Here is a 26,010-nt window from a genome sequence, read left to right as displayed (position 1 = left end):
GCAGGGCGTCGCTCTGGGCGCTAAACCCGCCGTTGCCAAGATCGCTCCAGCCGTTAACGTTTAGCGGCACGCCGCCGATAAACGGCGCATGACGCTCGTCGGTTAGCTGGCCGAGCCAGGTGTAGCTTGCGGTGGTTTGCACATCCCGACGCAGCAGTTTACCCGGCACCATAAACAGCGTTCTGCTGCCTGAACCTTGCGTGATCTCGCTGCTGGCCCCCCGGGAGACGTCCAGCGATTCGTTAATCGTCAACGTGGTCTGCTGGTAGCCCGGCACCGCGAAGAGGGCGCGGCCATTGCCCGGAATGTCTGCACTGCCGCCGTTATCCAGCGACACGGCGACGCGCGGATCCTGGGTATCTTCCGGCGTTGCCACGTTCACCGCGACGGCGGAAGCAGGGCGCCCGTCGCTCCAGCGGCCCAGCCACAGGCCAGAACGCGACAGCGCGAGCGTTGAGCTGTAGTTGCCGCTGCTGCTGAGCGTATGGCGCCTGTCCTGACGATCCCAGGCGTCGCTGACCGTCAGGCTGCCGTTGCCGTATCGGCCGCCCTGTCGCGTATACGCCGAGGCGTTGACCGAGTCGCTATTAATGCCCGAGGCGTTGAGGCCAAATTCATTTTCTCCGCGCGCGTCGGTGTACCAGTTATGCGAGGCGCTGTAGGTCATCTGGTCTTTTTGACGCTGCTGGTGCTGCCATGTCGCGCCCAGCGAGGTATAGCTTGATGCATTGCCCTGGCGGTTGTGCGCCATTGACACGCTTACGCTGAGAAATCCGCCCTTGTCGCGCCCCTCCTGAGCGTGGTCGTTACGCATAAACAGGTTGATGCTGCTGTTAACGTTCAGACCTCGCACGCTGAAGGCGTTGCTCAGCCCACCCTGCCACGCCTGCGAGCGCGAGCGGGTCATGTAGACGCTGTCCCATGGAAGCCCCTGGTCGTGACGATCGTCGCGATCCGGGAGCTCGCGGCGCGAGACGTAGCGCCCTTCGTTGCGGTTATCCGAGTAGCCCAGGCTTGCGTACCAGCTGCCGACGGGCACGGAAAACATCACCGACAGCGAGCGGTAGCAACCGCCGATCGCGTCAAAACCGGTGCTGAAAGAATCACAGCTCTCCGCCGACAGCGCGTTACGGTAGAAGCTCAGCGAAAAGCCGTCGTTGTAGCTCACCTGCTGGATATTGCCCCGCTCGCCTTTGCTGCCATAGAGGTAGCTAAAGCGGGTGCTCAAGACCCCGTCAACGGGGCCAGCGTTGAACCCGCGGCTCCAGTCGAGCGCATTTTCCATGAACTGGTGCTGTTTTGTGGTGGTCGCGCCGCTGGTCAGCGCCAGCGTTGGCGTAACGGGCAGGCGAACGCCCGCCTGCGCCACGGCTGAACGGGATGCGTCAGTACCGTCATTGTCCGTTTCTCCCGCCTGCACAAACCACTCCACGCGGTCAAACGGCGTAATGCCGGTACGCGTAAACGGCACCTGCTCGGTGCGCGTCAGGCGGTTATTTTCATAGACGGACAGGGTCACGGTGTAGCTGCCGTCCGGGAAGGCGCGTGTATCCAAGGTTTGCGCCCCGGCATTCAGGTAAAAGCTGGCCAGCAGCTGGTTGCCGCGGCGGGCGTCGATACGCGCGTCATGGGAAAGCAGCACGGTAATCGGGGTTCCCTTCGACTGCTGAACCGGATTCATCCATGCCCTTGTCGAACCCGCGCGCAGGCCGCGAATTTTGCCCAGCGGCAGCTGGCTCAGCGTGATATTTCCGCCGGCGTTACTGAACAGATCGCGGGTATCCATATCGCCAAGCTGGACATAGTACTGACGCAAAATGTCCTGGCGGAACCAGGCGTTGTTGACGGTGATGTCCTGCTGCTGCTGGTGCTTTGAACGCTGCCCCAGCCAGGTCCAGTCGAGATTCACATAGCCGTCCTGGGTGAGCGCCAGCGCGCCGTTCCCCTGCACGGTGGCTGACTGGTAATTCCTGTCGGCCACAAAATTAATATTCTGTTGATGGATGAGAGCTTTTTCGCTGTCCTGCGTGGGCTGATACCACTGATTTTCTGCGGTGGCTTTAGGCAGAAATGTCTTGTCCAAAAACAGGTTAATGCGGGCGTTATTCTCATCATAAATAATGGCCGCGCGGTCGGTATCGATGTAATCACAGCCCGTTGCGGAGCCGTTGCTGTTACAGGCCAGGTTGCCGTTACGGGCAAGCGGAACGGCCAGCGCGGCGGACACGGTGGCGACGAGAGCGGGATCGTCATTAAACCGGCGTTTGATAGCCGCTACCACGTTTTCAGGCGCGACAAAACTGACCGTTTCAAGCGTGATATCCGTTTCAAAAAGACCAAGCGATTCGCCGTAGAGGTTCACCTCAGTCCAGAGGCGCTGCGTTTTTGCCAGATCTTCAAAACCTGCCGGGACGGCCATGTCGGCACAGGCGAGTTGGATGGAAGCGGGTAACAAAGCAACAAAGAGGAGAGTATTTCTGTGAAACGCCATGAACGAGCCTCGACATCATCCTGACGTCAGAGGGTAAGCACCCTCTGACGTTATTCCTTAGGTGCTGTGGTGTTACGCACCGCCTTCCGTGGTTGTCGCTTGCGTCAGCATCAGGCTGACAACACCGCTGTACTGACCGGTTTTCAGAATACCTTTGGTGGTCTGAGAAATGGTCAGGGGCAGCACCGCTGAACCGTTTTCAATGCTGCCCGGGAACAGTTCGGTGCCGGTATATTCAACATCGGCGGTGGTGAGAGTCTTATCGCCCAGCTTTACCGTCATCGGGATGGTGTCAGCGCCGTCGGCATTCGCCAGCTTCGCCGCGCTGACCAGACGAACCTTCACGTTGCTGGTCGCGGAGTTAGACCATACCTTGGTGTTCAGACGGTAGCTTTCCAGACCGCGACCGGGCAGGTACTGCATATCGATGCTTGCCGGCAGCGGCGTGTTATCGGCCTGGGTCATATCCAGCTGTGAATCGACGCTGGCGTTGACGGTAATATCCTTTTGAATCGCCAGCGCGCTAACGGACGTGGTCATCGCGGCAACAATCATCAGAGGTTTAAAATACTTACGCATTGATATCTCCATATTTACAAATGAGCACCCTGGCTCTTTAAACAAACCCTGTGGGGGTTTTTACAGTGACGTCGTGTTATTGCACGACGGGTAAATCAGCTTCTTCAGCGGTTTTATTCAACCAGTTGAAGTAGCGGAATTTATATTTCTGTCCTTGTACCTTCGCGAGCGTTTTTAATTTCCGCTCGGTGTCCGGATAAATCGTCGCGTCTTCTTTAATCCATTTACACGATGAATCTGCATCACAAATACCGATCTCTCTCAGCGGCACGCGCAACGTGCCGTTGTTTTTTAACGTTCCCCTCTGAGGGTCAATCGACAGTGAAACCACACTTTTTTCCGGGGCGAGGTGGATCAGGGCGCCCCAGATCACATTGACGCCCAATGTCGCCGTCGCAGCCGGGCTTTCTGTCTTGCCGGGAATAATGCTGTCAGGCTGCTTTACCCCTTCAAAATAGACGCGCCAGGTGGTCTCTTTTTCCGGTGGCGTAAGCGATACCAGACGAACGACGCGCATTGCGCCTGCCGCGAGAGCAAATTTTTCTGGCGTGACAACAACGCCACCTTCTTTCCACGAGGCCACATCAATCTCTTTTTCCTGGGCCGTGCCGGGATTAAGAATTTTCTTTTGCCTCACCCGAATGAACTGAATATCATCCGTTTTCGACGCTACCTTAATTTGCGCCGCACCGGACCTGTCCACATTCAGTTCCATGGGGTACACGCTCATATTGGCCATTGCCATTTCTGAGAAAAATGGCAATGACAGCGCGGCGACATAAAAGGCGGTTGTCATGTTCACTCTATTTTTCTGTTTCACATTCAGTCTGCCTGCTCTGAGTTCATCGGCGGCGCGTTAACACCAGGACACCGTCTGCTTTCGTATTGCTTCAGGGCAGGGAAACTTTAACCAGAACAGCGGTTTGTGAAAATTTGTATTAATTAACTCGTTAAATACAGGTTTTTATCCTGCTTTTATGGCTTTAAGGTTGTATAGTTAAGCGAAAATACCGCGACCAGGGATAGGAAGAAAATTCCTTCTGATGAAAAAATAAGCAGATCAGGAGGCAGTTTTCATGTCGATGTACCAGGGATTAAAAAAGCATGCGGTAACAGCCGAGAATAAAAGATGTTTTTTATATGCAATAATTCGTTGTTATTCGATCCTGAAGCACATGCAATAAGTCTTGTTGGACAACCAGAATCTGTATTAACGCTTTCGGCGCCAGCCGTGCGGCTTTTGCAGGAATTTATAAAACACAAAGGGCACGACCTGAGTCGGGAGGAATTGATCACTCGCGTGTGGGAGGAATTTGGCTTTACGCCATCGGGAAATAATCTCAATAAAGCGGTTAGCGAATTACGTAAAAGCTTCCAGTCTCTGGGAGAGGGGCACGATTTTATCGTGACCGTGCCCCGTTACGGATTTCGTTTTGATGCCGATGTGATTTTTCAGCCCGGAGAGAATATTCCATCTGTCGACCCGCAGCCCTCGTTCGCACCGCAAGAAGTAAAGCCTCAACGCGCCTCCATGAAAAAATGGGCGATTGTGGCCGTATCGATCGTCGCTGCGTTGGGGACGAGTCTCTACTTTAGCCGACAGCAGGGGATTTTCATTCCGGCGAATCTTAAGCCGGTTAAGGAAAAAATCGCGCGTTGCAGCATCTGGATTGTCAACGATCACGGACGACCGCTGGTGCTATCGAAATTAGCGGAGCGGCTGGAGGCTAATAACGTAGCATGCGAACGTGAGGCGTACGACATTTATTATTTCAGCGCCCGCTTTACTATTTCCGCTGCAGATGAGGTGTTTATTGGTGCCTGTCCGGTCAGCAAAACCAGCCTGTGTAAAACCATACGTTACAAAAGCGGGGCACAAAAATGAAAATAAAACTTCTTTTTGGCGTGGGCGGTGTCCTGGTTGGTTGTTCGCTGGCATTTTTTTACTTTTCCGGCAGCGTGGGTAAAAAGGATGTGCTGGCCTGCAGCACTGAATTTAATTTCACGCGCAATGAGGGAAAAGCCAGTGAAGTGAAGGTCAATACCGTTGCCCAGTTCTATTTTCATCGGGACGGTACCGGGTTGACCACCTACAAAGGCGCGGCAAGAGCGGGTGGGCAATGTTTGATCGTTGACAGGGATGTGGACTTTACCTGGCAGCAGCGTGACGATGATAACGTCATCGTACTGAGCTACACCAAAACCTGGCGTCGGCACAATGACAATACGCCTGATGCTCAGTGGGGTAGCTTCGCCAATCCGACCGCTCGCTACTACCTTACAATCTCTGAACTCGCGCCTTCCGTGTGGCTGATTCAGGACCGGCGCTATCCCACCTATATTTGCCGGGGTGAGTAGGGCATAAAAAAAGGAGAATGCCACAGGCATTCTCCTTTTTCATATCCGTTGTGCTTAATCGCGGCTGGCGAAGCCCAGGATGCTCAACAGGCTGACGAAGATGTTGTACAGCGACACATACAGGCTCACGGTGGCGCGGATATAGTTCGTCTCACCGCCGCGAATGATGTTGCTGGTTTCAAACAGGATCGCACCGGAAGAAATCAGAATAAACACGGCGCTGATCGCCAGATGCAGGGCAGGCAGCTGCAGGAAGATGTTTGCCACCATACCCACCAGCACAACTACCACACCCGCCATCAGCATACCGCCGAGGAAGGACATGTCCTTACGGGTGGTCAGCACGTAGGCCGAGCAACAGAAGAACACCAGCGCGGTACCGCCCAGCGCCATGCCGATAAGGTCACCCATACCGGCAGACAGATACGCGTTCAGCATCGGCCCCAGGATGTAGCCCAGGAAGCCGGTGAAGGCAAACGCAGACAGAATACCGACCGGTTTGTCAGCGGTTTTGTAGGTCAGGAACATCAGACCATACATGCCCACCAGGGTCAGGATCAGCCCCGGAGACGGCAGCATCAGCACGGTGCTGGCGGTGGCGGTGATCGCCGAAAACGCCAGCGTCAGGCTAAGCATGAAATAGGTATTGCGCAGCACCTTGTGGGTACTGAGTAGCGATGTGCGGTCGCGCGAAGAAGTAATTATACGATCCATGAGTCACTCTCTTATGACAGATGTAATTAGCGGAAAGAATAGGAAACGGGGCGCCAGTCTCAAAGTGGTTTTACCCATCTTTACTCAGCACGTTAGCGCTGGAGGTGGTTATTTCTTCTGCAGAAGTGCGTTTCACCAGTATGAACAGCGGTTTGCGACAATTTACCAGATCAAGCTCTTATAGGTTACTGAAAAATATTGCGTTATTACCATTCGAACGCTAAGAGTTATTTCCGGATCGTCATAAAACAGACTATAAGGCGAAGGAAATGAAACCACAAACATGCACTCACTTTACGCTCTCTTTGTTAACCGCAGGGATCCTGTGCGCCAGCACGGCAGCCTGGGCGGCTAACGTGCCGGCAGGAACCGCGCTGGCCGACAAACAGGAACTGGTCAGAAACAACGGCAGTGAACCGGCTTCGCTCGACCCGCATAAAGTCGAAAGCGATGTCGAATTCAATATTATCAGTGATTTATTCGAAGGGCTGGTGGGCGTTTCCCCGGCAGGAGAAGTTCAACCGCGACTGGCGGACAAATGGGAGAACAAGGACAACACCGTCTGGACGTTCCATTTGCGCCCGGGCATCACCTGGAGCGACGGTACGGCGATTACGGCTGAGGATGTGGTCTGGAGCTGGCAGCGCCTGATCGATCCGAAAACGGCTTCGCCGTATGCCAGCTATCCGGGCAACATGCATATCGTCAACGCGGCCGATATTGCTCAGGGGAAAAAAGCGCCCGATACGCTGGGCGTAAAAGCGATTAACGACACCACGCTGGAAGTGACGCTCACGCAGCCAAACGCGGCCTTCCTCGCGATGCTGGCGCACCCGTCGCTGGTGCCGGTGGATAAAGTGCTGATTGGCCGCTTCGGGGATAAGTGGACCAAGCCGGAGCATTTCGTGAGCAGCGGGGCGTATAAGCTGTCGCAGTGGGTGGTCAACGAACGCATCGTGGCGGAGCGCAACCCGCGCTACTGGGATAACGCGCATACCGTGATTAACAAAGTCACCTACCTGCCCATCACCTCCGAGGCCTCGGATGTGAACCGCTATAAGGCGGGCGAAATTGACATCGTGTACACGGTGCCGATTAACCAGTTTGCCCAGCTCAAGAAAACCCTCGGCAGCGAGCTGGACGTCTCTCCGCAGCTTGCGACCTATTACTACGAATTCAATACCACCCGTCCGCCGTTCAACGACGCCCGCGTGCGCAAGGCGCTGAACATGGCGCTCGATAAAGACATCATTGCCGGAAAAGTATTAGGGCAGGGGCAGCGCCCGGCGTGGCTCATCAGCCAGCCGGATATTGGCGGCGTTAAGCTCCAGAACCCGGATTACGCCAGTTGGCCGCTGGACAAGCGCATCGCGGAGGCGAAAAAGCTGCTGAACGAGGCCGGATATAATGCCAGCCATCCTCTGAGCTTCAACCTGCTCTATAACACCTCAGAATCGCACCAGCGCATCGCGATTGCGGCCAGCTCCATGTGGAAGAAAAACCTTGGCGTGGAGGCAAAGCTGCAAAACCAGGAATGGAAAACCATGCTGGATACCATGCACACCCACAACTTTGATGCGGTGCGGTATGCGTGGATTGCCGATTACGACGATGCGGCGACCTTCCTGAATAACTTCCGCACCGGCGACAGCGAAAACACCAGTCAGTACAGCAATCCGGAATACGACCAGGCGCTGCTCAATGCCGCAAAAGCCAAAACTGCGGAAGAGCGGGGTAAGTACTACCAGCAGGCGGAAGATCTACTGGGGCGCGATGTGCCTGCCATTCCGGTTTATCACTATGTCCGCACGCACCTGGTTAAACCGTGGGTCGGTGGATTTACGCCGGATAAGCTCGGGTACTATTACACGAAAGACATGTACATCAAAAAACACTAAGCCTGTGCTGATAAAATCGTCGATGTGTCGTCAGTTCAACCGATTAAACACGTTTTGACTATTTTTACAGCGAACGAGTGCCACCACTCTTTACAGCACGCGGTGAGGTGTTTATAGTTCGCCTCACTTAGGAAGTGTGGCCGAGCGGTTGAAGGCACCGGTCTTGAAAACCGGCGACCCGAAAGGGTTCCAGAGTTCGAATCTCTGCGCTTCCGCCAGATATAAACCCCAGGTTACTCGTTAACCTGGGGTTTTTCTTTTTGTCTTAACGCGGATTTGCCCTTCACCAGACTCTGGCCATCCCTTCGCTTGCCGGGCGAACGAGCGTAAAACCAAATTTTGCATAAAGCTCAGGAACATCGGCCATTAAGCAAACGTACGCTCCTTTACAGGCGTGGTTATCCAGCCAGGCAACAAGCGTTTCCATAATGATTCTGCCCAGCCCTTTCCCCTGATGAAGCGGATCAACCGCGACGTCGACAATATCAAAATTCAACGCACCATCCCCCACGATGCGCCCCATACCGACCGGTTTTCCCTGAAACACTATATGCATGCCATAGCAGCTGCCGGGCAGCGCTTTTTGTGCCGCTTCCAGCGGGCGAGGGCTAAGACCCGAGATCTCGCGCAGCCGGCAAAACGCTTCTGCAGTGGGGACGGTTTCAACCACGGTATAGTTATCAGGCATAAGAGGAGCTCCAGTCGGTGTTCAGTAAAGGGTTTCAGTCTGGCAGTAAAATTGACGAAAGACGATTTTACGGACCGATCCCGTTCACACTTTTAACTTCCCGATATTCCCCTATAAAAAACTCGCGTTATCATTCACCCCGTAAATACCTTTTTATCTCTTACCGAGGCTTTGATGCTGGAGAATGTTTTCATCAGATAATCAGCTTCCCGCCCTTTTCAGGACGGACTGGTTATCGCTGCGCTTAAACCTTACGCACGCACCTGCGGGTGTGGGCTCGTTTTTACGCATGATGATTACACAGGTTTTCCAGTATGAATTTATCCCGTCAGGAACAACGTACCTTACACGTTCTCGCCAAAGGTGGACGTATTGTGCACGTCCGCGACAGTTCTGGCCGCGTCACGTCCGTTGAGTGCTACACCCGCGAAGGGCTGGTGCTGAGCGACTGTACGCTCAGCGTCTTTAAAAAACTCCGCACCAAAAAGCTGATCCGTTCCGTGAACGGGCAGCCTTACCGCATCAACACCACAGGGCTGAACAACGTTCGCGCCCAGCTGGATAATCGCTAAGCGGAATAAACAACGCCACCCTCGGGTGGCGTTCATGCATTGAACGGGATATCGTGGCGGAATGTAGGCCGGGTAAGCGCAGCGCCACTCGGCAAGAAACGCGGCGTTATGAGCGAATAAAAGCCAGAATGTCCGCGTTGATGGTATCCGCATGGGTGGTATGCATCCCGTGCGGGAAGCCCGGATAAATTTTCAGTACGCTGTTCGCCAGCAGCTTGTCCTGCAGCAGGGCAGCATTTTTATACGGCACGACCTGATCGTCATCGCCCTGCAACACCAGAACGGGAACCGTAATGGTTTTTAAATCTTCCGTCTGGTCGGTCTCTGAAAACGCCTTAATCCCCTCGTAGTGGGCCTTGGCGCTTCCGATCATCCCCTGACGCCACCAGTTCTGGATCGTGCCCTGTGAAACGTCCGCGCCATCGCGATTAAAGCCGTAGAAAGGACCGCTGGCAACGTCGAGGTAAAACTGAGCGCGGTTAGCCGCCAGCGCTTTGCGGAAGCCGTCGAAAACCTCAATGGGCGTGCCGCCGGGGTTAGTTTCGGTTTTTACCATCAGAGGGGGAACGGCGCTGACGAGCACCGCTTTGGCGACGCGCCCCTGCGGTTGGCCATACCGCGCAACATAGCGGGCGACCTGGCCGCCGCCGGTGGAGTGACCGACGTGCACGGCATTACGCAGATCCAGGCTTTCAACCACGGCTGACGCATCGGCCGCATAATGATCCATATCGTGGCCTTCACTCACCTGGTCCGAACGCCCATGACCACGGCGATCGATAGCGATAACGCGATAGCCTTCTGCAAGGAAGAAGAGCATCTGGTTATCCCAGTCATCGGCACTTAGCGGCCAGCCGTGGTGGAAAACAATGGGTTGGGCCTCTTTCGGGCCCCAGTCTTTGTAGTAAATGTTGACGCCGTCTTTCGTGGTTACGAATGCCATACTGCAGACTCCTCTGTTAAAAACAACACGACCCCTAAAGTGTAGGAGAAACCATAAAAGCGGTTGGTTTTATTCCAGTGAAGGTTATTCATTTTGCGTTCTGGGCTCTGGCGCGATCCGCCAGAGCCTTCAGGGCAGGATTTACAGCAGGGGCGTTTAGCGGTTTTCTTCAATATAGCGGGCCAGGTCCGCCGGGGTTTTCAGCACCGTTGCCACGTCAGTTGGCGGGATCATACAGCCATAAACGTCCTGAACTTCCAGCACCATATCGACTGCCAGGATGGAGTCGAGAATGTCGGATTCAATCAGTTCATCGTGAAAGCCCACCTTACGGGATAACACTTTTTCGAACAGGGCGAGAATTTCTTGTTCCATAATTTTTCCTGGAGTCATTAATTTGTGCGGGCGTAAGCGTCCAGCAGCTTGCGGTCAATTTTGCCGTTAGGATTCAGCGGCAAAGCGTCTTTTACGATAATTTGTGAAGGCACCATATAGTGCGGGACCACCTTCGACAGCGACGTTTTGATGGTATCCGGCGCCATATCCGTCACGCAGAACGCGGCAATGCGCAGCACGCTGCCGCAGGATTTCATCAGCGGCAGAACCACCGCTTCGTTGATGCCGGACATGGCCAGCAGGCGGTTTTCGATCTCGTTAATTTCAATACGGTAGCCATTCAGTTTGACCTGGCTGTCGTTGCGGCCCTGACAGTAGATGAGCCCCGCTTCATAACCCAGATCGCCGGTCCGGTAGCCGCGAAACGCTTCATTTTCCCGACGAAGTAATTTCGCCGCGTTCTCCTGCGGCAGGCCGAGATAGCCGCGCATGACGTTTTTTCCCCAGATGATCAGCTCACCTTCAGCGGAAATTTCCATTCTGCTCTCAGGCATCATGACCCCCACCGGCAGCACGGCGCTGTCGCTGTTGAGGATCGCATCCGTGATCTCGACGACGGTTGTTGCGATGGTCGCTTCCGTCGGGCCATAGGAGTTGATGATTTTGGCCTGCGGGAAACGGCGGCGGAGCTGTTTAACCAGCGCCTTATTTAACACTTCACCAATGAAGATAAAGACGTTGAGCGCAGGCAAATACTCGCTGTTGAACTGCGGGGAAAGCAGTTGCTGATACGCAAAAGAGGGGGTGGAAACCCAGGCGGAGACCGCGTTGCTTTTCAGTCGCTCCAGCCAGTTCTCTTTCTGAATATCGTCTTTGGCGTTCAGCACAATGTGTCCGCCCATCGCCAGATTCGCCAGCAAAGGGATCAGGGAGAGGTCAAAACTGAACACCGCGTGGTTCATCAGCACCGGTTTTTCCGGCAGCGAAAAGTCCTGGCTGACCCATTTCATGAAGTGCCATACGCTTTCACGCCCAATCTGCACCCCTTTAGGCTTACCGGTGCTGCCTGAGGTAAACATGATATAGGCCAGATCCTGCTCCTCCAGCACCTTGCCTGGTTCACCCGTGGCGATGAACTGCCGGGTCGCGACGTCGTAATAGTAAGGGGCATTGGCCAGATGGCAGATCTCCCGCAGGCGCTCCTGTGGGTAGATGCAGTCCACCGGGATGTACGGAATGTTGTGCAGCAGACAGCTATAAATCGCCACGGCGAACTCGGCCTGCTGGTGTCCGTACAAGACGACCGGCGTACCGGCAACAGGCTGGCAACGCTGATAGCGCTGTGCCCAGTCCGTCACGGCAGCAGAAAGCTGTAGCCAGCTTAAGGCTTCGTCGCTGCCGCTGATGGCCAGTTGCTGCGGGGAGGCGGGATCGCATAATGCCGCACGTAAGAAATCCTGCAGTTCCTGAAGATCGGAGTGATTTTTCATAGAGGTGACATTCCACTAAAGATGTAAAGGGATCCCGCGGCGCTTCCCAGCGTCAGAATTCTCCCTAAAAACGCAACGGCCGGATACTGCAAACCGCGGTGCAATGCCGGGCTGCGCTTGGCTGACCACAGCAGCATGTTATGAGTAACGGAAATCGCGCCAAACAGCGCGCCGCTGATGACGTAATGGCGTTCCAGGCCATTCCATGCCCCCATGCAGAACAGGGTGCAAAAAATACCGATATTTTGCGCCAGCGTTTTGTTCTGACGGAAAAAGTTGAACTTCATCAGGTTCATATAGACGGGCATAAAGACCACATCGCGCAGCCATTCAGACAAACTGATGTGGAAGCGGCGCCAGAAGTCCTGCGGGTTCTTTGCCAGAAGGGGCATATTGAAGTTTGCCGGAATGTTCAACCCAAACAGGCGGCCCGCACCGATGGCCATATTGCTGTAGCCCGCAAAATCAAAGTAGAGGTAGGCGCTATAGGCAATCGACATCACCACGCCCACGGTCAGCGTAAACGGCTTATGGCTCCAGGGCTGCACGACAAGTGAATCAACCAGCATGGCAAACAGGAACTTCTGGATAATGCCGGTAATGATTTGCTCTAACGCGACCAAAAACTGTTCACGGTTAAGGGCAAACACGGGCTTGCTGACGTCACTCATCCATGTCCGCCAGCGGTACATCGGGCCTGCCAGGATGATAAAGGGCATAAACAGATAGCAGAAATAGTGCAGGAAATTCTGGCCTTCTTTTTTACTGCGATAGAGCAGCACGTCCACTGCGCGGAACGTCATAAAAGAGAGGCCGATCATGCCGAGATGATGATTAACGTGCAATTTCACTAAAAATAAAGGAAGCAGCGTTAATACAATAGCTTGCCAGGTTTTTAACCATCCTTTTTCTTTTAACGCGGCGACAAGGTAAAAACTGATAAAAACGACCGCGGGAACACGGTAATCACCCTGAAAAATATAGCCCCAGCCTAATGCCGCCAGGACAGATAAGGCCGATAAATAAGTCAGGCGATGACGTAATACGCGATTGACCAGCGCAAACACCAGAGCGGATGAAAACAAATAGACAAAAAACATTCCTGAGCTATACATCATTCGGCCTCAGAACTTTTGATATTCAAAATGCAGCTGCATACTCATGCTGTCATCGACAGAGGTCCACGCGACGATAGTGATCGCCAGCAGGAGATAAAGGAAAAAAAGACGGATCGCGATTTTCATTATTTAAAGCTCTGTGCAATAAAGCGAATCATAGGAACCCAGGCCAGTTCGGAAGGGTGCAAACGATCCCAGTTCCAGCCATTCTGATAAGGCATGGCGTACATATCTAAATAAGGGATCTGGTTCTTTTCCAGAATGGTTTTAATTTGCTTATCAACCGGGCGGAAGGTATCGGTATTGTAAAGCGCCCAGGGGTTAACCGGGTCGACGATAGCAATTACCTGCACGTGACGTTCCTTCAGCAGCTGGACGGTTTTACTGAACGCGGCGATTTGCGCAGGCACGACCGGCGTGTCATCCCACTGTTGCGGCTTACCGTCCTCTTCGTAAATCGTTTTGTCCATCCACAGCGTGGCCGCGCTCTGCTGGCGTTTTTTATTTAACTCGCGCGCATTCGCCAGCTCTTTATCCCAGTCAGGGGTAATGTGGGCGGTGGGCTGCTGCGGCCACGGCTGTACCGTCTGGGGCGTGACGTTGAGCAGCGCCAGCCAGTCGTTTTTTATCATTGTGCAGACGTTTGCAAACTGGAAGCTCAGCTCGTCCCACATCAGATCGGGGTGCCAGCCAAAGACGCGCATTTGACCAAAGGTTAAATGGCTTATCTCTTTACTATTAATATGCTTTAAATAATTAACCAGCAGCGGGCGCGCCTGCGGGTCCTTCATCAGCGGATTAAAAATAGAACCGGGGAAATTATCGGCATAGATAGCCGGTGGCAGCCCTTTTGAGTAAAAGCTGTCAGGTGCCAGAAGTAAAACAACTTTACTGTTTGCGTTAAGGCTATTTTTAAAACGCGAGAACAGTAAAAACTGCGTTTCGTCATCGACAAACGCATCGCCATACGCCACAACGGGTGTGTGCAATTGCTTATTAAAGTAATTATATACAGCGTAATGTTCATCTTCTGAGGTGGCAACCTCAGACGCGCCAATGAAGAAAATCGCATTACCTTGTAAGGCATGGGAAATAGTCGCAATTTTTTCCGCTTGTTCTTTCGGCGTGCCCTCCATTGATTTAATCAGCGGCTGGAAGGTGAGGGGCGGATCGAAGCTCGTCACCAGCGGGTGAACACACAGGAACAAAATGGCCAGGGTCGCCATCAGGATATGTAAGCAAAGCGTATTTTTGATTTTCATCATCAACCAGTAACACTGCATGACAGTAATTTCTAAAATCTGTCGGTACTCAGATTTATAACAATTACACAACAAATGGCCGTCTATTTTTGTGGCATTCTATACCAGAGCGATTTAAAAGGATGAGCGTTGCTGTGTAACGGTATGTACAAGGGAGCAGAGACCGATGCGCGGTAAGCGTCTGGGTGATTTTTGCGCAGTCAAACGCCGGTGGCTAAAAATAGAAAAATTCCTGCTTTACAAGGCGCTAATAGATGTTTATAGTGCGCCTCACTTTGGAAGCGTGGCCGAGCGGTTGAAGGCACCGGTCTTGAAAACCGGCGACCCGAAAGGGTTCTAGAGTTCGAATCTCTACGCTTCCGCCAAATTCGAAACCCAGATCGTTATGCGATCTGGGTTTTTTGTTTTGAGCCGGTTTCTGCTTGCGTGCTGAAGAGGCGCTGGAACGGTGCTCTGGCATCCGTCACGCGGGTGCGCCGCTGATCAAAAGACGTACACAGAACCCTGTTCTATTTTTAGCACAACGTTTTGTTTTATATTTTTTAACGTCCAGCCCTATGCTATTCCTGTTTTTAATGGCCATATGATTTTTCATATAATAAGACGCTGTCTCCATTACACGAGGCACAAAAGAGAACAGGTTCTTAATAATCTTTCATGTTTCATTTCATTTTCTGCAAGTAGTTTGGCCTGACGCGCAAAACTGATTAAATCATGGTGTGGATCACTGCCGACAGAGCATAACTAAAATATAATGGCGGTATCGTTCTGAAGCAGGGTTTATTCGCTTCAAAAAATTACTGTTACCCACCATGAATGGAAGACATGATGAGAGGAAAAATCCCCAAGAGCGAGCTGCTGGTGACGTTCGAAGTTGTGGCGCGTCACGAAAGCTATACCCGCGCGGCAGAAGAGCTGGCGTTAACGCAGAGTGCAGTGTTCAGACAGGTGACGGCCCTGGAGGAGTTTTTACACACCTCATTATTCAATCATGCCAAAAAGCGGATTTTTCTGAATGCAGCAGGCAAGCATTATTTGAATATCGTCAAAGAGACGCTTAATAAGCTGGAACGCGATACAAATATGATAATGTCCTGGCAGCCTGCCGTTCAGGTTGTGGAGCTGGCGGTAAATCCCACCTTCAGTACGCATTGGCTGATCCCTAATTTATGGGAGTTTAATAAATTAAATCCTGATATTATTGTTAACATTCACTCGCTGGCCAATATCGGCGATTTTTTAAATCGCGAATACGATGCGGCTATTATGCGTGCCGATTTTTGTCCCCCGTGGTCGGAAGTCGATTATTTATTTGAAGAGGAGATCCTGCCGGTCTGCAGCCGAAGCTTGCTCCCCAGCGCGGAGCAGAAGCTGGGGGTTGAGGAGCTGCTCAGTGAGTTTCCGCTGTTACACCAAAGCACTCGCATCAATGGCTGGCAGGAGTGGTTTGCGCTGTCCGGTATTAACAGTCCGGACGTGAACCTTGGCCCGCGTTTTGACCTCCTCTCGATGCTGATTGCCGCAGTACGATCGAATCTTGGGGTCGCGCTGCTTCCCCGCTTCGCCATCCAGCATGACCTGGACTGCGGCGAGATGGTGATCCCCTGTGATGTTCCTATCCGCACCGGCAACCGCTTCATCATGACGTGGCGGGAGGAAAAGGCTCAGTCCCTGCCGTTACAAACCTTCCGCGAGTGGCTATTACAAAAATCAGTGGTATCGCCGGCCGCGTAATAACACCGGATGGCGGCAGTGCGGCGCGCCATCCGGTACCGACACGCTTACCAGTCAATACCCTCCTGCGCCTGAATACCGCTGTCAAATGCGTGTTTTACCGGGCGCATTTCGCTGACCGTGTCGGCAAGCGCCAGTAACTGCGAGTGACAGCCGCGTCCGGTGACGATCACGGTCTGCTGCACCGGACGGTTCTCAACTGCCGCGATCACCTCCTGAGTATCCAGATAGTGATAAGCCAGCATATAGGTGAGCTCATCCAGAACCACCAGGTCGTAACTCGGGTCAGCCAGCATGCGCTTGCTCTCCTGCCACACCGCCGCTGCGGCCTGAATATCCGTCTCCCGGTTTTGTGTCTCCCAGGTAAAGCCGGTGCCCATAATGTGGAACTCGACGCCGAGCGGATGCAGGGTGTTGTATTCACCATTATCCCACTGGCCTTTAATAAACTGCGCGACGCCAACGGTTTTACCGTGGCCGACGGCACGCGTCGCCGTACCGAAGGCGGCGGTGGACTTGCCTTTTCCGTTGCCGGTGAAGACGATCAGAATGCCTTTCTTCTCTGTTGCCGCCGCCACGCGGATATCAACCTGCTCTTTGCGCTTTTGCTGTCGTTGGCGGTGTTTTTCTGCGTTAGCTCGCGCTTCCATAGTGGCTCCTTAATGTCCGGCAGGGCAGGATGCACAGCGATGCTGCTGCTCAAACTGACTGAAGAAATTATTCCCTTTGTCGTCAACCAGCACAAAGGCGGGCAGATTCTCGACCTCCATCATCCATACCGCCTCCATGCCCAGTTCGGGATACTCAAGGCAGCGCAGGCTTTTCACATACTGCTGCGCCAGCAGCGCCGCCGCACCGCCGATGCTGCCGAGGTTGAAGCCGCCGTGCTTATGGCAGGCATCGGTAACCTGCTGGCTGCGGTTGCCCTTGGAAAGCATGATCAGGCTTCCGCCCGCGGCCTGGAAAGCATCGACGTAGCCGTCCATGCGCCCGCCGGTGGTCGGACCGAGGGAGCCGCAGGCCTGATTCTCCGGTGTTTTCGCCGGACCAGCGTAATAGACGATATGGTTTTTCATGTACTCCGGCATCGGCTCGCCGTTATCCAGCCGGGCTTTGATTTTTGCGTGAACAATATCGCGTGCGACCACGATAGGGCCGCTTAACGACAGCCGGGTGCCGATCGGCAGGGCAGACATATCGCGCAGGATCTCGCCCAGCGGGCGGTTCAGGTTGATCTGTACGGTTCGGACGTCGTGTTCCTCACGGCTGGCGTCGGGGATGTATTTCCCTGGATTATGTTCCAGCTTCTCCAGCCAGATACCGTGCTTGTTGATTTTCGCTTTGATATTGCGGTCGGCGGAGCAGGAGAGCGCCATGGCGACAGGGCAGGAGCCGCCGTGACGCGGCAGGCGGATGACGCGAATATCGTGCGCGAAATACTTGCCGCCAAACTGGGCACCGATGCCGAATTCGCGGCTGGCGTTGAGCAGCGTGGCTTCCAGCGCCGTATCGCGGAACGCCTGGCCCAGCTCGTTCCCGCTGGTGGGCAGGTTGTCATAATATTTTGTTGAGGCCAGCTTCGCCACCTTCAGCGCCTGGTCGGCAGAGAGGCCGCCGACCACAAAGGCAATGTGATACGGTGGACAGGCCGCGGTACCGAGCGACTTCATCTTCTCGATCAGGAACGCGGTGAGCTTCTCCGGCTGCAGAATCGATTTCGTTTCCTGGAACAGCGCGGCTTTGTTAGCCGAACCGCCGCCTTTATTGACAAACAGGAAGCGATATTCGCTCCCCGGCGTCGCGCTGATGTCTATCTGCGCCGGCAGGTTGGTTTGGGTATTAACCTCGGTATACATGTCCAGCGGTGCGTTTTGCGAGTAGCGCAGGTTACACTCGCTAAAGGTGGTATAAATCCCTTTGCTCAGCGCTTCGGCATCATCACCGCCGGTCCAGACGTGCTGGCCTTTGCTCGCCACAACGGTAGCCGTGCCGGTATCCTGACAGTTTGGCAGGACGCCTTTTGCCGACACTTCGGCGTTGCGCAGCAGCTGCAGAGCGACATACTTATCGTTACTGCTGGCCTGCGGGTCGTGCAGGATGCTGGCTATCTGCGTTAAATGTCCGGCGCGCAGGAAAAATGAGGCTTCATAAAAGGCCTGCTGGGCCAACAGGGTCAATGCCTCAGGCGCCACCTTAATGACCTCTTCGCCCTCAAGCTCCGTCACCGTAACGTGCTGTGTGCTGAGGAGTTCATATTCCGTCGTATCGTTACTCTGAACAAACAGTTCCTGCCAGACAAATGGTTTAGACATAGTACTTCTCACTTTGTGGTTGTTTTTGCCGGGCGCTGGCGCAGCTGCCGCGCCCGGCTGACAAAATCACAGTCAATGGGCTAAAAAGAGGCTGGCCTGCGTCGCCCCGGCAACATACGCAATCGTCTGCTGGGCGCGGACGCTATTCCCGGCGGCATCCAGCGGTGGCGAGTAGACCGCGATGGCGTATTGACCGGGCACGATGGCAACCATGCCGCCGCCGACGCCGCTCTTCGCCGGGATCCCAACGGTGTACAGCCATTTGCCGCTGCCGTCGTACAGCCCGGCAATCACCATTTCCGCCAGAACCTGCGGCACGTAGCGTTCATTCAGCAGTTGCTTACCGTTGAAAGGCGATTTGCCCTTGTTCGCCAGCACCGCGCCCATTTTGGCGAGCTGCTCAACGGTGATGTCTACGGAACACTGGCGGGTGTAGATTTCGACGGCTTCACGGGTATCGCCATAAAAGCTGTTATAGGAGGCCATCAGCATCGCCAGCGCCTGGTTATGCTGATTGGTCTCCATTTCCGATTTGAACACCGGCTCGTTGACGGTCAGCGAGGCATCGGCCCACGCGTTCAGGTTATTGAGGATCGTGTTCCAGCGGTCGGTCTTATCTTTCGCCTCAATCAGGCTAACCGTGCTCATCGCCCCCGCATTCACCAGCGGGTTTTCCGGCGCACCTTTGGTCAGCTCAATGGCTAAACCGGAGTTGAAGGGCAGACCGGTCGCACTGGCGCCGAGTTTATCCAGCACCTCCTGCGGACCGCGCTGCTCCATCGCCAGCGCCAGGGTGAAAACCTTGCTCAGCGACTCCATTGGAAACGCTTTTTTCACGTCGCCAACCTGGTAAATCTTGCCGTCGACCGTGGCGAGGGTGATGGCGAAATTGTCGGGGCTATAGGTCGCCAGGGCAGGGATGTAGTCGGCGACCTTCCCCTCATGATTACCTTTGAATTTTTGGTGAGCCTGTTCAAGCAGCTGCGCATAGTCCGGCGCGGTTTGCGCCAGCGTGGCAGCGCTAAACATCAGGCTGACGGATAAGAGGCTGACGCCGAAAATGTTTATCTTCATGGGGCTTTCCTGTACATCGGAAGACGAAAGGCCAACCACGGTTGGCCTTTGTAATCAATACATGGCGATTTCAGTTTCTGAAGCAGAGCTTTCTTTGGCCGGAACCTTGCCGCGGCAGCCGGCGCCGAAGTGCTCGCCTTCCCAGCGACCGACGATAGCGGCACCCATTGCGTTACTCATCACGTTGGTGGCGGAACGGCCCATGTCGAGGAACGGATCGACGCCCATCAGCAGAATCAGACCCGCTTCCGGAATGTTGAACTGGTTGAGCGTGGCGGCAATAACCACCATCGATGCGCGCGGCACGCCCGCCATCCCTTTAGAGGTCAGCATCAGGATCAGCAGCATGGTGATCTGCTCGCCAATGCTCAGTTCGATGTTGCACGCCTGGGCGATAAACACGGTCGCAAACGAGCAGTAGGCCATTGAGCCGACCAGGTTAAAGGAGTAGCCGATGGGCAGGACAAAGCTGGCAATCCTGGAGGAGACGCCGAATTTTTCCAGTTTGTTCAGCGTGCCCGGGAAAGCCGCTTCTGAACTTGAGGTCGTAAAGGCCAGCAGCGCAGGTTCGAGAATCGCTTTAGTCAGACGACTGATGCACGGACCGACAATCATCGTGGACAGGCCAATCAGAATCGCCCACAGCAGGCCGAGCGTCATGTAGAACTCGCCCATGAAAATACCGGCGCTGACCATCACGCCCAGGCCGCGTTCGGCAATCAGTCCGGAGATCGCGGCAAATACGGTCAGCGGGGCAAACAGCATGACGTAACCCGTCAGCTTCAGCATCACGTGCACCAGAGAGTCGAGCACCTTAATGATGGGGTCGGCTTTCTCACCAATAGCTGCCAGGCTGCAGCCGAGGAAAATCGAGAACACCACGATTTGCAGAATCTCGTTGCGGGCCATCGCATCAACGATGCTGGTCGGTACCGCGTGAGAAATAAACACTTTCAGCGTGAACGGCTCGGACTGAACGGCCGCAACGGCCCCGGCGTCATGGGGAACAAAGTTAATGCCTGCGCCAGGCTGGAAGATGTTGACGATAACCAGCCCCAGGGCGATGGACAGCAGCGAAGCGCAAATAAAGAGGAAAAAGGTTTTGGAGAATATACGGCCAAGCGTTTTAGCATCACCCATTTTGGCTATGCCGACCACCAGGGTGGAAATGACCAGCGGGGCGATAATCATTTTCACCATGCGTAAGAATATGGTAGTGAAAATAGAGATATCCTGTGCGTACGTTTTTGCTGTATCTGCTGATGCCATATTATTAATGACCACCCCGGCAATCATGCCGAGTATCAAACCTAATATGATCATTTTCGTTAAGCTTATTTTTTTCATGTTTACTCCATCGGATAAAGGTTGGTTAATGTGTAGGGTCGCGTGCGCCTGAGCCCTGATGAACCGCTCAGACGCACGTTTGTTGTGACCAACCGCATGAATTATCTGGAATACAGTGATACAGCAAATATCTATATCCCAATGGACGTTGTTGTATTTGTAGTGTTACAGATCAAACTCGATACTTAATAACGGTGCATGCTGCTGGGCACCATAGACATCATTGTCACCGACGTTGCCGGAGATAATATCGCGAGGCATGACGATTTTGACCGCATTGGCCGGATCGAACCAGATAATGCGATGAATAAAGTCAGGCTTAACGTTATATAAACGGGCAATAAGCTGCGGCGTTAATTGCTCCGAGGCTTTTACCCGCTGATAGTCTTCACGCGTTTTAAATAAAATATCCAGAACCAGCTCATACGGTCCGGCGTTTTTAGAACGAATGACCTGCGCCAGTGAGCAAATACCCTGTTTCATAGCTGAACTCCTTCTGGCGTGACCTGCTCGAGGTGGAAATCAAAACGCAGCGCGTCGCTCGCTTCGATCAGGTGGTAGATTGAGAACTCATACACCGGGCCGCTCTGAATGTCGGAAGGGGAGAACGGGAACGCGAGATTGCCCGCTGTTGCGATCCGGTTTTCATAGCCGTAGTGCAGCAGGGTAGAGCGCACCAGCGAACAGACGCTGTTGGCGATATCCTGGGTGGGGGCCACTACGTCCAGCAAAATACCCAGTTCGTGCCCGGCGGACTGCATCGGCTCATGGTTGCCCATCACGCCATTCTTTCCGTACAGGTGGAACGTCATGCGGATGCTGTCGTCATTCAGCGAGAGGTTGCGCTTCACGCTGACCTGCACTTCTTCGAGGATATTATCGATCCCGGCAATCATGATCGGATCGCGCGTACCGGCAATGGTCAGACAGCGGAAGCCGACCCGGCGGGCGCCTTCCAGCTTCAGCGCGTACGGCGTTTCTTCGTGGCGGGAACCGCTGACGTACACTTCGCCCTCGTTGACCGCTTTGAAGCTGCACCCTTTCAGGTTCAGAACGCCGCCCGGCCCCGGCAGGAAGTACGGGTCAGATTTCTCGTACAGGGTGTGCGCCGCCGCCGACGTTTCGGTGAATTTACGCTTCGGATTAAACGTTTTCAGCGTAAAGCCGTTATCGTCAATGATGCCCATCGCGCAGTCGGAGCCGGACCCCGGCGTAGCGGCAATCGCCGCGCACTCGAGGATCTTACCGCAGTGCAGCGCCAGACCTTCATCGAAGCCCTGCATGATGGGCAGCGCGGCAAAGCAGGCCGGATCGTACGCCCGTCCGCCCAGCACCACCTGCGCCCCGGCCGCCAGCGCCCGCTGGAAAGGCTCGATACCCATCTGCGCCACGATATAGGTGCTCTCTTCGATAGCCTCGTGGGTCAGTTCCGGGACGAAATCCAGGGCGGTGATTTTCCCGTCATCCAGCGCCTGATGCACGGTGGCTTTATCGACATCCGACGGGATCAGCGCCATGGAGAATGAGAGTTTCTCTTCCTGAGCAATCTCAAGGATTATCTGGCGGCACCACTCCAGATGAGGCGCGGCGCCGGACCCACCGGCGGTACCGATCACCACCGGAATGTTGTGCTTAACGCCGGCCACGATCATATAGCGCAGATCGCGTTTTACCCCCGCCCGGTCGGTGAAAGGCTTACCTGCCCCCAGGTAGTGTGGGCCAGGGTCGGAAGAGCCTGCGTCGACCGCAATAAGATCCGGCGATGCTTCCATGGCCTTCCGAAAGCTCTCTTCCGGGAAGCCATAGCCCAGGATAGCCGTTGGCGATAAGATCTTAAATGTACGTGCCATCTTTTAATCCTTAGTCTGCAACAGTGCGATGGTGCGGTTCATTTCGTTAAACACGATGTTAAGACCTTCATCGAAGCCCATGCCCGGTTTGATCAGCATGCGCATCGGGCGAGCGGCGAGGGCCACGTGCACGCAGGTGCGGGCGCTGATTTCCGTTTCGTTACAGGTACCGCCCTGATAGGCTTCCATGCCGTGCTTGTTGCAATACAGCACCGCATCAACGATGTTGTGAATACCGCCCAGGTCCGGGGTTTTAATCTGCACCATGTGGCAACTGCCCGCATCGGTGAAGTCCACAATGTCCTGATAGGTGTTACACCACTCATCGGCAACGATTTTCACGCCGGAACCCAGACGCATCAGCTCGTGGGTGATGGCGGTCAGCAGGCGGATCTGATCCGGCTTGTTACCCGCATCCACCGGCCCTTCAATGTACAGCGGCAGGCCCTGAGCCTCTTTTTCGAGGCTGGCGATATAGGCGGCGCAACGTACCGGATCCATATCGAAAATCAGACCGATGGTGCCGTACACGTCAATGTGCAGCGTTGGGCGATAGCGCGGGCTGGTGCGCAGGCTCAGGATGCGGTCGGATAACCAGCGTACATATTCCCGCAGTTTTTCCCCTTTCAGGCCCAGCTTCTCTTCCACGTTGTTGATAAGCGCGTGTGGCAGTACGTCAACGCCTTTGAGGATCATCTTGTCGACGGCGATATAGCGGTCGTCGCCGCTCTGCCCAAATAACGGAATGGCCTCCGGAACGCACGGCAGCTGCCATTCATCACACACGACTTCCGTTTTCAGGCGGCCGGTCGCCAGTGCCGCCGCGTCGAGCAGCGCCTGCGACAGACCATAGCGTACGGCGGTATGCAGCAGATGGCCGTCTATACGCAGTTCGTCAAAGAAACGGGCATTCGTCAGGAACCGGTCAACGTCACGGCCTTCCAGCAGCGGCTTGATGTGATCGTTGAGGAACGGAATGAAGTGTTCAGCCAGGAACAGCGGGTCACGACCGCCTGCCCCTGAATATTGCACCGCTGCACAATCGCCCACCGCCACCGCGCCGTTTTCCAGAATCAGCTGTACGGATACGCATTCACCCGCCTGACGAACGGACGTAAATCCAGGCGTTACCGGATTGCCGGTATAGATAAACCCGTCATGACCGGCGCCGTTTTTGATGGCCTGCTGATCGTCGAAATAGAACGAGGAGTAGCCTGCGGTGAAAAGGGCCTGCTTAATTTTCATTATGGTCTTCCTATTAATTTACTGTGGGATACCGCGTTGATGTCATCAACAACCATCTGGAATGAGGGCTTACGGCCTTCAAAACGCGCGCGCTCGGCGACGTAATCGTGATGCAGGGCGAGGATATCTTTCGGCAGCGGAACCGCACCGGCTTCCAGCACGCGAATGGCACCGGCGTTATCACGCACCGGCAGAATTTTGCCTGCGTTGCAGGAGGCAGGGGCGAACGGTACGTCCAGTACGCCCGCTTCAAACGCCAGCACCGTCCCGCGCGCGACATCGCCGTTGCCCAGTTCGAAGACTTTCTTCAGCACGGCGCGGACTTCGCTCTTAATGAGCTCGACTTCCTGCTCGACGGCGGCGCACGGCGGGAACTTCTGATCGCTGACCATGTTGAGCATCTGACGCGAGGCCTTCAGCCCCTGGGCATTTGCGGCGGCGGTCGGAATACCGAACGCCTCGTGCGGGCTCTTGGTGATCACTTTGGTCGCCCCGGACATACCGGCAACCGCTGCGCCCCAGGAGATAATGGCAAACGCTTTCGACTCATCTTCCGGGAAGCCGCCCATCCACTGGTGGAAGACGGTACTCAGCTCGTAATCGTCAAAGCCGTGGTTATGGAAATATTCGTGGGACAGCTCGCGCAGAGCCTGAATCGCGGCGATATCCTGCGTCAGGCTACCGACCTGGCCGTAGCCGACGGTAATTGACTTCACGCCCTGCTCCAGCGCCAGCAGACCTTCGATAATCGCCACCGAGTGGGACACAAACGGCGGGATCAGGGTGCCGGTCAGCGGGCCAAACGGTTCACGGTTAATGCGAATGCCGTTCTCCTCGTACAGGCCCATCAGGCGGTCGCAGTACTGCCAGTCGCGGATAGATTTTTCCAGAGTGACGCGCTTGGCGTACGGAATGTTGTAGGAGATACCGCCGCCTTCATAGCTGGTAAAGCCGCTGGCCATCGCGATCTCCGCCAGCAGGCGCGCATCCGGCGTGCCGTGACGTACCTGAATCGGTTTCTCCAGCGCTTCAGTCATGCGGCGGCAGGCGGCGACGCCGTGGTTGACGACCGGTAAGCCGTTAAGTTTGGAGGTGCCCGCTTCGATGGATTTTTGGATCCCTACCGCCGCCTCTTCATAGCGATTCAGACGGGTGTAGGCATCGATGGTACTGGGCAGCAAATCGCAATCTTCCTGCAGCGTTTTGAGCAGGGCGATATGTTCATCCATCAGCGCTACGCCTGCGCGCGGCTGGCTCAGGGTTTTACCTTCCTGGTCCGCCTTCAGTAGGGCGTGAGAAAAGCGTTTTTGCTCAGGAATGGTTTGCTGGTACTTCACGCCATCTTCGAAGTTCTCAACGTCCTTGCCGGTTTGCCAGGTCTGCAAGACCTGTTGCCGCTCAGTCATGAATTCGTCATGGGTTAGCTTTTTATTTCGAAGTTCCATTCGTTGCTGCCTTAGGTTTTATAGGGTTAAACATTGAATACTGGTGCGAGCCGCCGCCTGCGGGTCCAGCCTGGCGACGTTCGCCAGCAGAGGAAGCAGACCTTTTGCATCGCGGTAATAGTCAAACTGCCCGGGTAAAAGAACGCGTCTGCTGCCGTCGTCCAGCTCGCGGTACTTCAGCCAGCGGTGAATATCGAACTGGCTGGCGCGGGAGAGCCATCCCCCGGAACCCACCACTTTGCGCACGGTGGTCAGATCGCGCCCCATCTGCAAATCGACGTTGCCTACGCAGGTACAGACCTGTTTTTTGGTGCCGGCATGGCGCTCGCTGGCGTACCCCACGCACAGCCCGGCCAGCAGCGTGTCGAAATGCTTTTCTTCTTCGGTAGCAGGGAGGTAGTCCGGATGCGCGACCAGATGGCGCAGATAGCCATAGAACGCTTCCCTGCGCTGAGGCTGGTGGGCGAACACCGCGTTCACCAGTTCCTGCGTACTTTCGCCAACCACCACCGCCGAGACGCGCATGCCGAGGTCGCCCTCTACGGTGCGTTTCA

General features: G+C 54.8%; 24 protein-coding genes and 2 tRNA genes. 7 read left to right on the top strand and 19 right to left on the bottom strand.

Translation table 11 applies throughout. The features are described from left to right. The 3 genes from DOU50_RS07515 to DOU50_RS07505 all read right to left on the bottom strand — a co-directional run. The coding region (locus tag DOU50_RS07515) for a TcfC E-set like domain-containing protein (RefSeq protein WP_148769141.1) at positions 1 to 2,491 on the bottom strand (2,491 nt) is incomplete at its 3' end. A gap of 72 nt (positions 2,492 to 2,563) precedes the next feature. Then, on the bottom strand, positions 2,564 to 3,070 hold the full coding sequence (locus tag DOU50_RS07510) for a CS1 type fimbrial major subunit (protein WP_032639357.1): 507 nt from the start codon (positions 3,068 to 3,070) through the stop codon (positions 2,564 to 2,566). 76 nt (positions 3,071 to 3,146) lie between these two features. Further along, positions 3,147 to 3,866: a fimbrial protein gene (locus tag DOU50_RS07505; protein ID WP_228117520.1), complete on the bottom strand. Its 720-nt coding sequence runs from the start codon at positions 3,864 to 3,866 to the stop codon at positions 3,147 to 3,149. A gap of 333 nt (positions 3,867 to 4,199) precedes the next feature. On the opposite strand from DOU50_RS07505, the gene DOU50_RS07500 reads away from it, so the two are divergent. Together DOU50_RS07500 and DOU50_RS07495 are read left to right on the top strand one after the other, a co-directional pair. Continuing rightward, positions 4,200 to 4,955, top strand: a complete 756-nt coding sequence (locus DOU50_RS07500) for a winged helix-turn-helix domain-containing protein (RefSeq protein ID WP_148769139.1) — start codon at positions 4,200 to 4,202, stop codon at positions 4,953 to 4,955. Next, on the top strand, positions 4,952 to 5,428 hold the full coding sequence (locus DOU50_RS07495) for a hypothetical protein (protein ID WP_148769138.1): 477 nt from the start codon (positions 4,952 to 4,954) through the stop codon (positions 5,426 to 5,428). The genes DOU50_RS07500 and DOU50_RS07495 overlap by 4 nt, the downstream gene beginning before the upstream one ends. Before the next feature lie 54 nt (positions 5,429 to 5,482). Here the strand turns inward: DOU50_RS07495 and yccA are convergent, their stop codons facing one another. Next, positions 5,483 to 6,142: an FtsH protease modulator YccA gene (gene yccA / locus DOU50_RS07490; RefSeq protein ID WP_023335168.1), complete on the bottom strand. Its 660-nt coding sequence runs from the start codon at positions 6,140 to 6,142 to the stop codon at positions 5,483 to 5,485. A gap of 269 nt (positions 6,143 to 6,411) precedes the next feature. On the opposite strand from yccA, the gene DOU50_RS07480 reads away from it, so the two are divergent. Continuing rightward, positions 6,412 to 8,040 (top strand): ABC transporter substrate-binding protein, encoded by a 1,629-nt coding sequence (locus DOU50_RS07480; RefSeq protein ID WP_148769137.1) that lies wholly within the window; start codon positions 6,412 to 6,414, stop codon positions 8,038 to 8,040. Positions 8,041 to 8,170: 130 nt separating this feature from the next. Then, positions 8,171 to 8,258, top strand: a tRNA-Ser gene (locus tag DOU50_RS07475). A 65-nt stretch (positions 8,259 to 8,323) separates the two neighbouring features. Here the strand turns inward: DOU50_RS07475 and DOU50_RS07470 are convergent. Then, positions 8,324 to 8,728: a GNAT family N-acetyltransferase gene (locus DOU50_RS07470; RefSeq protein WP_024907748.1), complete on the bottom strand. Its 405-nt coding sequence runs from the start codon at positions 8,726 to 8,728 to the stop codon at positions 8,324 to 8,326. Positions 8,729 to 9,042: 314 nt separating this feature from the next. Between DOU50_RS07470 and DOU50_RS07465 the strand changes: the two genes are divergently transcribed. Then, positions 9,043 to 9,300, top strand: coding sequence for a YjhX family toxin (locus DOU50_RS07465; RefSeq protein ID WP_021240841.1), 258 nt, complete (start codon positions 9,043 to 9,045; stop codon positions 9,298 to 9,300). A 106-nt stretch (positions 9,301 to 9,406) separates the two neighbouring features. Here DOU50_RS07465 and DOU50_RS07460 read toward each other — a convergent pair whose 3' ends face one another. From DOU50_RS07460 to DOU50_RS07440, 5 genes are all read right to left on the bottom strand, one after another. Continuing rightward, a complete protein-coding gene (locus DOU50_RS07460) occupies positions 9,407 to 10,243 on the bottom strand; it encodes an alpha/beta fold hydrolase (RefSeq protein ID WP_024907746.1) in 837 nt (278 codons plus the stop codon). 156 nt (positions 10,244 to 10,399) lie between these two features. Then, positions 10,400 to 10,618: an acyl carrier protein gene (locus DOU50_RS07455; protein ID WP_008499867.1), complete on the bottom strand. Its 219-nt coding sequence runs from the start codon at positions 10,616 to 10,618 to the stop codon at positions 10,400 to 10,402. 17 nt (positions 10,619 to 10,635) lie between these two features. Next, on the bottom strand, positions 10,636 to 12,069 hold the full coding sequence (locus tag DOU50_RS07450; RefSeq protein WP_148769136.1) for an AMP-binding protein: 1,434 nt from the start codon (positions 12,067 to 12,069) through the stop codon (positions 10,636 to 10,638). Further along, entirely contained in the window at positions 12,066 to 13,184 is a 1,119-nt protein-coding gene (locus DOU50_RS07445; protein WP_024907744.1) for an MBOAT family O-acyltransferase, read from the bottom strand. Before DOU50_RS07445 ends, DOU50_RS07450 begins: the two co-directional genes overlap by 4 nt. A 128-nt stretch (positions 13,185 to 13,312) precedes the next feature. Next, positions 13,313 to 14,449 carry a D-alanyl-lipoteichoic acid biosynthesis protein DltD gene (locus tag DOU50_RS07440; protein ID WP_061715613.1) on the bottom strand — a complete coding sequence of 379 codons (1,137 nt, stop codon included), beginning with the start codon at positions 14,447 to 14,449 and terminating at the stop codon, positions 13,313 to 13,315. Positions 14,450 to 14,726: 277 nt separating this feature from the next. Here DOU50_RS07440 and DOU50_RS07435 point away from each other — a divergent pair. Continuing rightward, positions 14,727 to 14,814, top strand: a tRNA-Ser gene (locus DOU50_RS07435). Between the two features lie 463 nt (positions 14,815 to 15,277). Then, complete coding sequence (locus DOU50_RS07430; RefSeq protein WP_032649096.1) at positions 15,278 to 16,183, top strand: LysR substrate-binding domain-containing protein; 906 nt, start codon at positions 15,278 to 15,280, stop codon at positions 16,181 to 16,183. Between the two features lie 47 nt (positions 16,184 to 16,230). On the opposite strand, the gene cobO is transcribed toward DOU50_RS07430, so the two are convergent. The 9 genes from cobO to DOU50_RS07385 all read right to left on the bottom strand — a co-directional run. Beyond that, positions 16,231 to 16,833 (bottom strand): cob(I)yrinic acid a,c-diamide adenosyltransferase, encoded by a 603-nt coding sequence (gene cobO, locus DOU50_RS07425; RefSeq protein ID WP_024907741.1) that lies wholly within the window; start codon positions 16,831 to 16,833, stop codon positions 16,231 to 16,233. A 9-nt stretch (positions 16,834 to 16,842) separates the two neighbouring features. Then, a complete protein-coding gene (locus DOU50_RS07420) occupies positions 16,843 to 18,495 on the bottom strand; it encodes a class I fumarate hydratase (protein ID WP_148769135.1) in 1,653 nt (550 codons plus the stop codon). Between the two features lie 72 nt (positions 18,496 to 18,567). Further along, positions 18,568 to 19,569: a glutaminase A gene (glsA, locus tag DOU50_RS07415; RefSeq protein WP_148769134.1), complete on the bottom strand. Its 1,002-nt coding sequence runs from the start codon at positions 19,567 to 19,569 to the stop codon at positions 18,568 to 18,570. A 54-nt stretch (positions 19,570 to 19,623) separates the two neighbouring features. Then, positions 19,624 to 20,916 carry a dicarboxylate/amino acid:cation symporter gene (locus tag DOU50_RS07410; RefSeq protein ID WP_090417473.1) on the bottom strand — a complete coding sequence of 431 codons (1,293 nt, stop codon included), beginning with the start codon at positions 20,914 to 20,916 and terminating at the stop codon, positions 19,624 to 19,626. A 165-nt stretch (positions 20,917 to 21,081) separates the two neighbouring features. Beyond that, positions 21,082 to 21,399 carry a DUF4387 domain-containing protein gene (locus DOU50_RS07405; RefSeq protein WP_024907737.1) on the bottom strand — a complete coding sequence of 106 codons (318 nt, stop codon included), beginning with the start codon at positions 21,397 to 21,399 and terminating at the stop codon, positions 21,082 to 21,084. Next, entirely contained in the window at positions 21,396 to 22,766 is a 1,371-nt protein-coding gene (locus DOU50_RS07400) for an acyclic terpene utilization AtuA family protein (RefSeq protein WP_048989929.1), read from the bottom strand. Before DOU50_RS07400 ends, DOU50_RS07405 begins: the two co-directional genes overlap by 4 nt. A 3-nt stretch (positions 22,767 to 22,769) precedes the next feature. After that, positions 22,770 to 24,011: a methylaspartate ammonia-lyase gene (locus DOU50_RS07395; protein WP_024907735.1), complete on the bottom strand. Its 1,242-nt coding sequence runs from the start codon at positions 24,009 to 24,011 to the stop codon at positions 22,770 to 22,772. Beyond that, a complete protein-coding gene (locus DOU50_RS07390; protein WP_024907734.1) occupies positions 24,011 to 25,456 on the bottom strand; it encodes a methylaspartate mutase subunit E in 1,446 nt (481 codons plus the stop codon). Before DOU50_RS07390 ends, DOU50_RS07395 begins: the two co-directional genes overlap by 1 nt. Before the next feature lie 18 nt (positions 25,457 to 25,474). Further along, positions 25,475 to 26,010 (bottom strand): glutamate mutase L (locus DOU50_RS07385; RefSeq protein WP_194266135.1); only part of this gene is annotated, 536 nt, incomplete at its 5' end.

The organism is Enterobacter sp. C6 (assembly GCF_008122455.1).
Taxonomy (GTDB): domain Bacteria; phylum Pseudomonadota; class Gammaproteobacteria; order Enterobacterales; family Enterobacteriaceae; genus Enterobacter; species Enterobacter pseudoroggenkampii.
This window is presented reverse-complemented; position numbering and strand designations above follow the sequence as displayed.

Excerpts from the sequence above, each read along its gene's own strand:
- DOU50_RS07510 (WP_032639357.1), bottom strand. The coding sequence starts at position 3,070 with ATGCGTAAGTATTTTAAACCTCTGATGATTGTTGCCGCGATGACCACG.
- DOU50_RS07505 (WP_228117520.1), bottom strand. The coding sequence starts at position 3,866 with ATGACAACCGCCTTTTATGTCGCCGCGCTGTCATTGCCATTTTTCTCA.
- DOU50_RS07500 (WP_148769139.1), top strand. The coding sequence starts at position 4,200 with ATGTTTTTTATATGCAATAATTCGTTGTTATTCGATCCTGAAGCACAT.
- DOU50_RS07495 (WP_148769138.1), top strand. The coding sequence starts at position 4,952 with ATGAAAATAAAACTTCTTTTTGGCGTGGGCGGTGTCCTGGTTGGTTGT.
- yccA (WP_023335168.1), bottom strand. The coding sequence starts at position 6,142 with ATGGATCGTATAATTACTTCTTCGCGCGACCGCACATCGCTACTCAGT.
- DOU50_RS07480 (WP_148769137.1), top strand. The coding sequence starts at position 6,412 with ATGAAACCACAAACATGCACTCACTTTACGCTCTCTTTGTTAACCGCA.
- DOU50_RS07470 (WP_024907748.1), bottom strand. The coding sequence starts at position 8,728 with ATGCCTGATAACTATACCGTGGTTGAAACCGTCCCCACTGCAGAAGCG.
- DOU50_RS07465 (WP_021240841.1), top strand. The coding sequence starts at position 9,043 with ATGAATTTATCCCGTCAGGAACAACGTACCTTACACGTTCTCGCCAAA.
- DOU50_RS07460 (WP_024907746.1), bottom strand. The coding sequence starts at position 10,243 with ATGGCATTCGTAACCACGAAAGACGGCGTCAACATTTACTACAAAGAC.
- DOU50_RS07455 (WP_008499867.1), bottom strand. The coding sequence starts at position 10,618 with ATGGAACAAGAAATTCTCGCCCTGTTCGAAAAAGTGTTATCCCGTAAG.
- DOU50_RS07450 (WP_148769136.1), bottom strand. The coding sequence starts at position 12,069 with ATGAAAAATCACTCCGATCTTCAGGAACTGCAGGATTTCTTACGTGCG.
- DOU50_RS07445 (WP_024907744.1), bottom strand. The coding sequence starts at position 13,184 with ATGTATAGCTCAGGAATGTTTTTTGTCTATTTGTTTTCATCCGCTCTG.
- DOU50_RS07440 (WP_061715613.1), bottom strand. The coding sequence starts at position 14,449 with ATGAAAATCAAAAATACGCTTTGCTTACATATCCTGATGGCGACCCTG.
- DOU50_RS07430 (WP_032649096.1), top strand. The coding sequence starts at position 15,278 with ATGAGAGGAAAAATCCCCAAGAGCGAGCTGCTGGTGACGTTCGAAGTT.
- cobO (WP_024907741.1), bottom strand. The coding sequence starts at position 16,833 with ATGGAAGCGCGAGCTAACGCAGAAAAACACCGCCAACGACAGCAAAAG.
- DOU50_RS07420 (WP_148769135.1), bottom strand. The coding sequence starts at position 18,495 with ATGTCTAAACCATTTGTCTGGCAGGAACTGTTTGTTCAGAGTAACGAT.
- glsA (WP_148769134.1), bottom strand. The coding sequence starts at position 19,569 with ATGAAGATAAACATTTTCGGCGTCAGCCTCTTATCCGTCAGCCTGATG.
- DOU50_RS07410 (WP_090417473.1), bottom strand. The coding sequence starts at position 20,916 with ATGAAAAAAATAAGCTTAACGAAAATGATCATATTAGGTTTGATACTC.
- DOU50_RS07405 (WP_024907737.1), bottom strand. The coding sequence starts at position 21,399 with ATGAAACAGGGTATTTGCTCACTGGCGCAGGTCATTCGTTCTAAAAAC.
- DOU50_RS07400 (WP_048989929.1), bottom strand. The coding sequence starts at position 22,766 with ATGGCACGTACATTTAAGATCTTATCGCCAACGGCTATCCTGGGCTAT.
- DOU50_RS07395 (WP_024907735.1), bottom strand. The coding sequence starts at position 24,011 with ATGAAAATTAAGCAGGCCCTTTTCACCGCAGGCTACTCCTCGTTCTAT.
- DOU50_RS07390 (WP_024907734.1), bottom strand. The coding sequence starts at position 25,456 with ATGGAACTTCGAAATAAAAAGCTAACCCATGACGAATTCATGACTGAG.